Source organism: Staphylococcus sp. NWU MK-U1, from assembly GCF_033283505.1.
Lineage (GTDB): Bacteria > Bacillota > Bacilli > Staphylococcales > Staphylococcaceae > Staphylococcus > Staphylococcus haemolyticus.
Genome location: NZ_JAVSMG010000001.1, coordinates 553205 through 565533, shown reverse-complemented (window position 1 = coordinate 565533; position 12329 = coordinate 553205). Strand labels below are relative to the sequence as shown.

The window sequence follows — 12329 nt, the reverse complement described above, 5'->3', positions numbered from 1 at the left end:
AAGAGAATGAAACGAGGTAACTGTATGATTAAATTAATAGCAACAGATATGGATGGCACATTGTTAAATGCTGCACATGAAATTTCTCAAGAAAATGTTGATGCAATAAAATATGCACAATCACAAGGGATAACAGTTGCCATTGCGACAGGTCGTGCATTTTATGAAGCGAATACACCTGTAGCTGAGACAGATTTAAGCGTACCATATATTTGTTTAAATGGTGCAGAAGTACGTGATGAATCGTTTAATATTATGAATACGTCTAATTTGAATCATGAATTAGTGGAACGCATTAAATCAATACTAGATAAAGATGACGTATATTATCAAATTTATACTAATAGAGGGATTTATACAGAAGATCCAACCAAAGATTTAGATATCTACTTAGATATTGCTAAACAAGCAGGACAAGAAGCGGATGTTGAAAAGATCAAACAAGGCATTCAAAAGCGTATAGATAATGGCACATTAAAAGTTGTAAATAGTTATGAAGAAATTGAAGATATCCCGGGAGAATTAATCATGAAAGTCTTAGCTTTTAATCCGGATTTAGAGAAAATTAACGCCATTGGAGCAGAACTTTCAGCTATTCCAAGTTTAGCCATTTCATCATCTTCACGCGGAAATCTTGAAATTACACATTCTGACGCGCAAAAAGGAATCGCGTTAGAGTCTATTGCTAACCAATTAAACATTGATTTAAAAGATGTTATGGCATTAGGTGATAACTTGAATGACGTATCAATGCTAGAGCGTGTAGGTTATCCTGTTGCAGTAGAAAACGCTATGCCTGAAGTTAAAGCAGTTGCTAAATATGTAACGGACACAAATGAAAATAGTGGTGTTGGAAAAGCCATAATGAAGTTATTGAAAGAAGAAAATAATTAATATTAAGAGGTGTATAGTAGAAATGAAAGGACTTATAGTTGTTGGTAGTGCCAAAGTTGGCTCACATACAAATGCGTTAGCTAAATACTTAGTGGGACAGTTTGATACACATGATTTAGATGTTGATATTTATGATTTAGCAGAACGCCCATTAAATCAATTAGACTTTTCTGGGACAACGCCGTCTATCGATGAAATTAAAACCAATATTAAAGATTTTCAAGAAAAAGTAATGGCAGCAGACTTCTTAGTACTTGGAACTCCTAATTATCATGGTTCATATTCTGGCATCTTAAAAAATGCATTAGATCATATCAATATGGATTATGTCAAAATGAAACCAGTAGGATTAATCGGTAATAGCGGAGGCATCGTAAGTTCAGAACCATTATCACATTTACGTGTTATTGTTCGCAGTTTATTAGGTATCGCTGTTCCAACACAAATTGCTACACATGACTCAGACTACAGTAAACTTGACGATGGTACATTATATCTTGATGATGACCAATTTCAGTTGCGTGCAAAATTATTTGTAGACCAAATTGTATCATTTGTGAATAATAGTCCTTATGAACATTTAAAATAAATTTTAATTACCTAAAAAAACACATATATAATAGTAGAAACTAGTTTTTTAAGAACGATAATTATCGTTCTTTTTTTATTGTTTAAAAAAAGAATATTTTAGCAAACCATTTACAAAAAATATAGAAGTGTAGCATAACTACCTTATTATTCATGATTTAAGAATAAAAAATAATTAATCTTTAAATTAAATTATATTTACTTGTTTTTTTAATGTAAAAATGTGGTATAGTTTTTCTGTATTTAATTGTTTTCAATAATTTGGAGATTAATCTTTTCGACATTTTATAATTTTTAAACAATTAAATTAAAATTTTAATGAATTTAGGTCGATTTATAATTCGTTTAAGGAGTGTTCTGTTTGAAAAATAAACAAAATAAGAGGTTAGATTTTCTACCGAATAAACAAAATAAATATTCGATTAGAAAATTTACAGTAGGGACAGCATCTATATTGGTTGGCGCAGCATTGATTTTTGGCAGTGCAAATGATGAAGCAAAAGCAGCTGAAAAAGATCAAGTTTCTACAACAACTAATAGTAATGAAGAACAAGATGTAAAAGCTAAAGGTAATGTACAAACATCAGAGAGCACTACACTATCACAGGTTAATCCAGAACAAGTTGATGTAACAAAACAAAATGTTGAAACAGATGTAGATAATAATGCATCTGAAAATGCATTTAACAACGAAATTTCAAATGAAACTAGTAAACAAGAAACTACAGAAAACTCATCAAATCAAGATGTAAGTTCTCAAGAAGGTACAAATGAAAATAATAGCATTGAAACTAGTAAAAATTCAAATTCTACAGAGACATTAAGTTCAGAAGAACCATCACAAAATAATTCTGCAGAAAAATCAATTAGTGAAAAAACAACAGAAAAAGCATCTACAGAGGAAAGTCAAAGTACCCTAAATGCTAAAAATGATGCAACTAATGCAGCTAAATCAGAACAACCAAGTACAAAAGAAACAACTAAGCAAGAACCAAAAACTTCAGAAGACTCAACTCATAACGAACTACAATCGAGCACAGAAAGCGATACTAAAGAAGCAAATAAAGACGTTAGTATAGAATCTAATCCTGAACAAAAAGACGCTAAAACACCAGAAGTTAATTCAAAAGAACAGACATCTGTTGAAAATAATAAGTCAAGTGATGTAACTAGCAATTCAAATAATTCAGTTAATACATCAAATTTAGATACATCATTTAAAAATGCTGAGACTCAATTATATAACGCTAATGATAACACAGCTAAAGAAGAAGCATTAACTAACTTTGTAGCTGAAAATACTGGTAGCTCAGTAGAAGAAGCAAATGAAAGTGTTAAAAATCTTAATATTGACTATAACAATGTAAATAATAAAGCATTACTAAGTGCGTTAATTAATGCAGATTCAAACAAAAAAGATTCTGAAACAACTTATGCAACAACGAGTGATATAAATACAACGCGTTCAATACAACCCAAAAGTAGATTAGCTGTGAATAAATTAGCAGCTGCAAGTCAAGGTCAAAACGTAAATGACTTAATAACAGTTTCAAATCAATATATTGAAGAAGGTCAAAATAATGATGGTGTAATTCACGCACATGACGGTGAGCCAATTACATATCATTCAGATATTGCTGTCGATGACGCTGTAAATAGTGGGGATACAATGACGATTGATTATGATCCACATACAATCCCATCTGACCTAACTGATCAATATTTTGTGCCAGATATTGCAGATAGTAATGGAGATATAATAGCAACAGGTACGTATGATGATGCTACTAAACGTGCAACATACACATTTACAGATTTCGTTGATACGCATTCAAATGTTACTGGAACTTTATCATTATCATCATTTATTGATAAATCAAAAGTACCAGCAAGAGACACAAATATCGATATGACATTTAAAACTGCTAATACTGCTTATGATCAGAATTTCACTGTTGATTATCAGTATCCTAAAGTTGAAGGTGATTCTAATATTCAAAGTATATTTACTCATCTTGATTTAGATAATCAAACAGTCGAACAAACTGTGTATGTTAATCCATTAAGATATACAGCTAACAATACAGAAGTTACAATCAACGGTACTGGACCAAACGGTAGCACAATTATTGATGATAGTACTGACATTAAAATTTATAAAGTTGCAGATGATCAATATCTACCTGACAGCAATAGAATTTATGATTATTCTCAATATGAGGATGTTACTAATGATTATCCAATTACTGTTAATGGTGATAATACTGCCTCCATTAATTTTGGAGATATAAATACACCTTACATTATCAAAGTAGTTAGTAAATATCAGCCTGATTCAGAAGGTAACGTAAATATCCAACAATGGGCATCTATGGTTACAACTAATAAATATTATGGTACTGATGACACGGCTGAATATGGTAACAACATAACATTTGCTACTAGTAACGGTAACGGAAATGGTGACGATACTGACAGTGATGCAGACGCAGATAGCGACGCAGATGCCGACGCAGATGCCGATGCCGACAGCGATGCGGATAGTGACGCCGACGCAGATAGTGACGCGGATGCCGATGCCGACGCAGATAGCGACGCCGATGCGGACAGTGATGCAGATGCTGACAGTGATGCGGATGCGGATAGTGACGCGGATGCCGATGCCGACGCAGATAGCGACGCCGATGCGGACAGTGATGCAGATGCTGACAGTGATGCGGCGGATGCGGATAGTGACGCGGATGCCGATAGCGACGCCGATGCTGACAGTGATGCGGATGCGGATAGCGACGCCGACGCAGATAGTGACGCGGATGCAGATAGTGACGCGGATGCAGATAGTGACGCCGACGCAGATAGTGACGCAGATGCCGACAGTGACGCAGATGCCGATAGCGATGCCGATGCTGACAGTGACGCAGATGCCGACAGCGATGCGGATGCCGACAGTGATGCAGATGCGGATAGCGATGCAGATGCCGACAGTGACGCAGATGCCGACAGCGATGCGGATGCCGACAGTGATGCAGATGCGGATAGCGATGCGGATGCAGATAGTGATGCGGATGCCGACAGTGACGCGGATGCCGACAGTGATGCAGATGCGGATAGCGATGCGGATGCAGATAGTGATGCGGATGCCGACAGTGACGCGGATGCATGCCGATAGTGACGCAGACGCAGATAGTGATGCGGATAGCGATGCGGATGCGGATAGTGACGCGGATGCCGATAGCGACGCAGACGCAGATAGTGACGCGGATGCCGATAGTGACGCAGACGCAGATAGTGATGCGGATGCCGACAGTGATGCCGATGCGGATAGTGACGCCGACGCAGATAGTGACGCAGATGCCCACAGCGATGCGGATGCAGATAGTGACGCGGATGCAGATAGTGACGCAGATGCCGACAGCGATGCCGACGCAGATAGTGATGCGGATGCCGATAGTGACGCAGATGCCGATAGTGACGCAGATGCCGACAGTGACGCGGATGCCGACAGCGATGCCGACGCAGATAGTGATGCGGATAGCGATGCGGATGCAGATAGTGACGCAGATGCCGACAGCGATGCCGACGCAGATAGTGATGCGGATGCAGATAGCGATGCGGATGCAGATAGTGACGCAGATGCCGACAGTGATGCAGATAGTGGAAAAGAAAATAATGAATTACCAGATACTGGTAGTGATGAACAAAAAAATGGAGTGATTTTTGGATCATTATTTGCTGCAATTGGAGCATTACTATTAGGTAAGAATCGTAGAAAAAATAATAATAAAAAATAATTAATTTTTAAGTAAAAAATGTGTCCGTAGCATACTTAATTTGAGTGTGCTACGGACATTTTATTTAAATAGAATTAGGGAACAATTTTTATTATGTTTAGTAAATTAGAATAACGAAAATTAAATATCATTGAATAAAACAAAATTATTATAAAATTATAAAAAATAATTTAGCATGACTAAATTAATGTTTTTTTAAAAAACCGAAAATTTATATTGTAACTACATATAAAACATGATAAGTTTTTCATGAGTGTTGTGCTCAATTAATTTGAAAAATAGGGATGTGAGTTATTTGAAGAAAAAATCAAATAAAAGATTAGATTTCTTACCGAATAGATTAAATAAATACTCGATAAGAAAATTTACAGTGGGGACGGCATCGATTTTAGTCGGTGCAACATTAATTTTTGGTGCTGGTCACGATGTAGCTAAAGCTGCTGAAACTAATCAAACTGAAAGTGGAAAAAATCAAACTGATTCAGATGCACCTGAAGAAGATACGAGTAATCAAACAAACACATCTCAGAACGAAATTTCACAGGAAAATTCAACTCAAGAAACTAGTGTTAGTGCAGAAAAATCAACAGTAGATGAAAATTCTACTGAAAATGTAAGTGAAGAACAACCATCAACAGATGAGAAAGTAACTGAAGAAAGTACAACAGAACAACCATCAACAGAAGAGAAGGTAACTGAAGAAAGTACAACAGAACAACCATCAACAGAAGAGAAGGTAACTGAAGAAAGTACAACAGAACAACCATCAACAGAAGAGAAGGCAAGTAAGGAAAGCACAACAGAACAACCATCAACAGAAGAGAAGGCAAGTAAGGAAAGCACAACAGAACAACCATCAACAGAAGAGAAGGCAAGTAAGGAAAGCACAACAGAACAACCATCAACAGAAGAGAAAGCAAGTAAGGAAAGCACAACAGAACAACCATCAACAGAAGAGAAAGCAAGTAAGGAAAGCACAACAGAACAATCTTCAACAGAAGAGAAAGCAAGTAAGGAAAGCACAACAGAACAATCTTCAACAGAAGAGAAAACAAGTGAAGAAAGTGCAACAGAGCGATCCACGGTAATAGATAAAGATTCAAGCCAATCTGTTCAAAATATTTCTCAAAATCTTGGTGTTTCAAATGAAGAAACAATAAGTGCACTTAACGATGCTGGAGTAAATACAAGCAATGCTAGTGAGGTTGACGCTATTGCAGCACTTATCCAAAAAGATTATCAAAATAATAAAAATGAAAATCCAGTAGCAACTTTTTCAAACACTTCAAGCCAAGCGACTACTAATAATAATACTAGAACTAGAACTTTAGCTCATAAAATTAGAATTGCGGCAGCTGCGGTAGCTGAAAATAATAGTAGAATTATAGATGCTGATGCGATTGCTAATGGTTACATTAAAGGTCAAACTGATGCTACTAATGCAGCTAATACTTTATCAGGACGTGCTTGGGTAGTTGATCAAGGTACACCTTCAACTATGTCAAATGGTTTAACTCCTGTTCCTGACGGTACAGCTGTTTACATGCAATGGATTGATACTGATGGTGTAGTATCTCCAATCTATAGAGCGCATACTAACAATTCTTTATCAACGTCAGATGGTTCACAAGTAGGACCTGGTGCTTATGCGTTTGACTTAAGACAAGCCTATACTGATGCAAACGGTAAAGAACATAAATATTCAGCGACTAGCGGTCAGTATTATAAATTATGGATTGAGGATTATCAAACTAAGAATGGTAATACTGTAACGATGTTACGTCAAGCAGGTGGATTCTTCCCTGGTTCTTATGTAAATTCAGTAACAAGTAATAATATTGGTCAATTTCCATTAATCGGTACAAACATGCAACGTACTGGTATTTACATGGTCGTTAAACCTACATCTGATTACATGACTACAAGTAAAGATCAATGGATTCATGATACTCAAGGACCGATTAGTAACGCAGCTGTAAACACAAAAGCCAAAAATACAGTTTCTGGACAAGTTTGGTTAGAAACTGGTACTGGTGTTGATTTAGCAAACTCTGCAACTGGTCCAAACTTATCTGGGAATGATAAAGTTGCTCCAGGCTATACAGTAGTTATGTCATCACTTACTAGCGAAGGTGTTCAAGCATATAAAGCTGCTGTAGATAGTTTACCTGAATCTGAAAGAGCTGATGCAGCTAGAGTTCTATTAAGTGACCATCCTGAATATATTTCTGCAACAGTATATGGTGAAACTGACTCAAATGGTAGATATACGTTGCGTTTTCCAGATGGAACTCTAAATGATGAATATATGTATGGTTATGTGGTTAATCCAAATGGAGAAGTTCAAAACGCATACTCTTCATTCACATCACCACAATTTAGATCTCCAATGGCTAACTCATCATTTGTTCCTCAATCTAGACCAGGACAAAACTTGATAGTTGACCCTATGTGGTACAATTTAAACTTTGCATTAGTGCCTCAAAATGATGTTAAAATTGACATAACTAATTACAACAATACTACTAAACCGGCTAAACCAGGTGATGTAGCTCAAATTGATTTAAGTGGTACTCAATTATCACCACTTCCTACTCATATCGAGTGGAGAGATAAAAACGGAAATGTTGTTTCTAAAACAGATGATATTACTTCATTTACTGATGGAGAGCAAAAGGGTCAATTTACTGTTCCAGCCTCAGCGCAAAGTGGCGATGTATACACTGTAGTTTTAGTTACAGGTGGTAAAGACGTTGGATCAGATTCATTTGTAGTTGCTACAGATAAAGCTGCTTATGTACCAACAGCTACAACTATAAACAAAGATTACGGACAATCAACTACTACAGATGAAATTACTAATGCTATTAAAATTACTGATAATAATGGTGACCAAGTATATCCATCTGATAAAACTTATCCATCATTTACAGTAACTGGAGATATTCCAGATGGAAAAACACCTGGTACATTTAACGTTCCAGTAACAGTGACATATCCAGATGGTACAACTGACACTGTTGATGTACCTGTAGTTGTAGGAGAACCAACTGACGCTACAACTTATGAACCAACAACAGACGAAGTAACAAAAGATTATGGAACACCAACAACTGAGGGAGACGTAACAGGAGCAGTAACGATTCCAAATTATCCATCAGAAAAAGGAACACCAACAATCACAGTCGATGATCCAAGTACATTACCGGACGGTAATACGCCAGGCACAGTGAATGTTCCAGTAACAGTGACATATCCAGATGGCACACAAGATCATGTGACAGTACCAGTAACAACAAACGAACAAGCGGATAACAAAGCTTATGAACCAACAACAGACGAAGTAACAAAAGATTATGGAACACCAACAACTGAGGGAGACGTAACAGGAGCAGTAACGATTCCAAATTATCCATCAGAAAAAGGAACACCAACAATCAACAACTGAGGGAGACGTAACAGGAGCAGTAACGATTCCAAATTATCCATCAGAAAAAGGAACACCAACAATCACAGTTGATGATCCAAGTACATTACCGGACGGTAATACGCCAGGCACAGTGAATGTTCCAGTAACAGTGACATATCCAGATGGTACACAAGATCATGTGACAGTAACTGTTGTTACTAAAGACGATGAAACACCTGACGAAGTAATTTACGAACCAGTAAGTGAAGGTGTAAATCATGATTATGGAACACCAACAACATCAGATGAAGTGATTGGTTCAGTAACAATTCCTGGATATCCAACAACAGGAGAACAACCAGTTGTAACAGTTGATAATCCAAATAGCTTACCAAATGGAACTACACCAGGAACAGTAAATGTCCCAGTAACAATAACTTATCCAGATGGAAGTGTGGATCATATCACAGTACCTGTTACGACAGGAGAAAAACCAACACAAGATAAAGTGATTTATGAACCAACAAGTAATGGTGTAAACCACGATTATGGAACACCAACAACATCAGACGATGTAATTGGTTCAGTAACAATTCCTGGATACCCAACAACAGGGGAACAACCAGTAATCACAGTTAATAACCCAGGTAATTTACCAAATGGAACTACACCAGGAACAGTAAATGTTCCAGTAACAGTGACATATCCAGATGGAAGTGTAGATCATATTGATGTACCTGTGACAACAGGAGAAAAACCTGCTAATAACAATGTCACTTATGAACCAGTAACAACTGGAGTGAAACATGATTATGGAACACCAACAACATCAGATGATGTAATTGGTTCAGTAACAATTCCTAATTATCCAACAACAGGGGAACAACCGGTAATCACAGTTAATAATCCTGATAATTTACCAAATGGAACTACACCAGGAACAGTAAATGTTCCAGTAACAGTGACATATCCAGATGGCACAGTAGATCATATTGATGTACCTGTAACAACTGGTAAAAAACCAGCAGCTACTGCTACTAAATATGAACCAACAAGTGATGTTGTTCGTAAGCCATATGGAGTACCAACAACTGAAGGTGATGTAACTGGAGCGGTAACTGTTCCTAACTATCCAACGACAGGAGAACAGCCAGTAGTTACAGTGGATGATCCAGAAAGTTTACCAAATGGTGAAAATCCTGGCACATATTATGTTCCAGTAACAGTAACTTACCCAGATGGTTCACAAGATCATATCACAGTAGAAGTTGTCATTGACGAAGAACCAATTGATAGTGACGCAGACGCAGATAGCGATGCAGACGCAGATAGCGATGCAGACGCAGATAGCGATGCAGATGCAGATAGCGATGACGCAGATGCAGATAGTGATGCAGACGCGGATAGCGATGCCGATGCAGACAGTGATGCCGACGCAGATAGTGACGCAGACGCAGATAGCGATGCAGACGCAGATAGCGATGCAGACGCAGATAGCGATGCAGATGCAGATAGCGATGCAGACGCAGATAGCGATGCAGATGCAGATAGTGACGCAGATGCAGATAGTGATGCAGACGCGGATAGCGATGCCGATGCAGACAGTGATGCCGACGCAGATAGTGACGCGGATGCGGATAGTGACGCAGATGCAGATAGTGACGCAGATGCAGATAGTGACGCAGATGCGGATAGTGATGCAGACGCAGATAGTGACGCAGATGCGGATAGTGACGCCGACGCAGATAGTGACGCCGACGCAGATAGTGACGCCGACGCAGATAGTGACGCCGACGCAGATAGTGACGCGGATGCGGATAGTGACGCAGATGCAGACAGCGATGCAGACTCAGATAGTGATGCGGATGCCGATAGTGACGCCGATAGTGATGCAGACGCTGACAGTGACGCAGATGCGGATAGCGATGCCGATGCGGACAGTGACGCGGATGCCGATAGTGACGCAGATGCCGATAGTGATGCAGACAGTGATGCCGACGCCGATAGTGATGCAGATGCAGACAGTGATGCGGACGCAGATAGTGATGCGGATGCAGACAGTGACGCGGATGCAGATAGTGACGCAGATGCGGATAGTGATGCAGACGCAGATAGTGACGCAGATGCAGATAGTGACGCAGATGCAGATAGTGACGCAGATGCCGACAGCGATGCCGACGCAGATAGTGATGCGGATGCTGACAGTGACGCAGATGCCGATAGTGATGCAGACGCAGATAGTGACGCAGATGCCGATAGTGATGCAGACGCAGATAGTGACGCAGATGCCGATAGTGATGCAGACGCTGACAGTGACGCAGATGCGGATAGCGATGCCGATGCGGACAGTGACGCGGATGCCGATAGTGATGCGGATGCAGATAGTGACGCAGATGCAGACAGCGATGCCGACGCAGACAGTGATGCGGATGCCGATAGTGACGCAGATGCCGATAGTGACGCAGATGCCGATAGTGACGCAGATGCAGACAGCGATGCAGATGCAGATAGCGATGCGGATGCCGATAGCGATGCCGACGCAGATAGTGACGCAGATGCAGATAGCGATGCAGATGCAGATAGCGATGCCGACGCAGATAGTGACGCCGACGCAGATAGTGATGCAGACGCTGACAGTGACGCAGATGCAGACAGTGACGCAGATGCCGATAGCGATGCAGATGCCGACAGTGACGCAGATGCAGACAGCGATGCGGATGCCGACAGTGATGCAGATGCCGACAGTGATGCCGACGCAGACAGTGACGCGGATGCGGATAGCGACGCAGATGCCGACGCTGATGCAGATGCCGACAGTGACGCAGATGCAGATGCCGATAGTGACGCGGATGCAGATAGTGACGCAGATGCCGACAGTGACGCAGATGCCGATAGCGATGCAGATGCCGACAGTGACGCAGATGCCGACAGCGATGCGGATGCCGACAGTGATGCAGATGCCGACAGCGATGCGGATGCGGACAGTGACGCGGATGCTGATAGCGATGCGGATGCCGATAGTGACGCGGATGCGGATAGTGACGCGGATGCGGATAGTGACGCGGATGCGGATAGTGACGCCGACGCAGATAGTGATGCGGATGCCGATAGTGATGCGGATGCTGATAGCGATGCGGATGCCGATAGCGATGCAGATGCGGATAGTGATGCCGACGCCGATAGTGACGCGGATGCCGACAGCGATGCAGATGCGGACAGTGACGCAGATGCAGATAGTGACGCGGATGCAGATAGTGACGCAGATGCGGATAGTGATGCAGATGCGGATAGCGATGCCGATGCGGATAGTGACGCGGATGCAGATAGTGACGCGGATGCCGATAGTGACGCAGATGCCGACAGCGATGCGGATGCCGATAGTGACGCAAATGCTGACAGTGACGCCGATGCAGATGCAGACAGTGATGCCGACGCTGACGCAGATGCGGATAGCGATTCAGACGGCGATAGAGATCATAATGACAAAACAGATAAACCAAATAATAAAGAGTTACCAGATACTGGTAATGATGCTCAAAATAATGGCACATTATTTGGTTCACTATTCGCTGCGCTTGGAGGATTATTCTTAGTTGGCAAACGTCGTAAAAACAAAAATAATGAAAAAAAATAATATTTAAACTTCA

Annotated in this window: 4 protein-coding genes and 4 pseudogenes; all 8 read left to right on the top strand. The window is 40.3% G+C overall.

Annotated elements, in window-relative coordinates:
- Positions 1-24 precede the first annotated feature (24 nt).
- The 8 genes and pseudogenes from SBL16_RS02860 to SBL16_RS02835 all read left to right on the top strand — a co-directional run bounded on the left by SBL16_RS02860 (position 25) and on the right by SBL16_RS02835 (position 12316).
- A complete protein-coding gene (locus SBL16_RS02860) occupies positions 25-894 on the top strand; it encodes a Cof-type HAD-IIB family hydrolase (RefSeq protein ID WP_053018533.1) in 870 nt (289 codons plus the stop codon).
- Positions 895-916: 22 nt separating this feature from the next.
- Entirely contained in the window at positions 917-1483 is a 567-nt protein-coding gene (locus SBL16_RS02855; RefSeq protein WP_053017847.1) for an NADPH-dependent FMN reductase, read from the top strand.
- Positions 1484-1834: 351 nt separating this feature from the next.
- A pseudogene (locus SBL16_RS12165) lies at positions 1835-1993 on the top strand (YSIRK-type signal peptide-containing protein); the annotation flags it as partial.
- 981 nt (positions 1994-2974) lie between these two features.
- Positions 2975-3361: pseudogene (locus tag SBL16_RS12160) on the top strand (Ig-like domain-containing protein); the annotation flags it as partial.
- A gap of 30 nt (positions 3362-3391) precedes the next feature.
- Positions 3392-4934: pseudogene (locus SBL16_RS12155) on the top strand (fibrinogen-binding adhesin SdrG C-terminal domain-containing protein); the annotation flags it as partial.
- 219 nt (positions 4935-5153) lie between these two features.
- Positions 5154-5273: pseudogene (locus SBL16_RS12150) on the top strand (LPXTG cell wall anchor domain-containing protein); the annotation flags it as partial.
- A 295-nt stretch (positions 5274-5568) separates the two neighbouring features.
- Complete coding sequence (locus SBL16_RS02840) at positions 5569-8721, top strand: Rib/alpha-like domain-containing protein (RefSeq protein WP_317952644.1); 3153 nt, start codon at positions 5569-5571, stop codon at positions 8719-8721.
- Complete coding sequence (locus SBL16_RS02835; RefSeq protein ID WP_317952678.1) at positions 8681-12316, top strand: Rib/alpha-like domain-containing protein; 3636 nt, start codon at positions 8681-8683, stop codon at positions 12314-12316. Before SBL16_RS02840 ends, SBL16_RS02835 begins: the two co-directional genes overlap by 41 nt.
- Positions 12317-12329 lie beyond the last annotated feature (13 nt).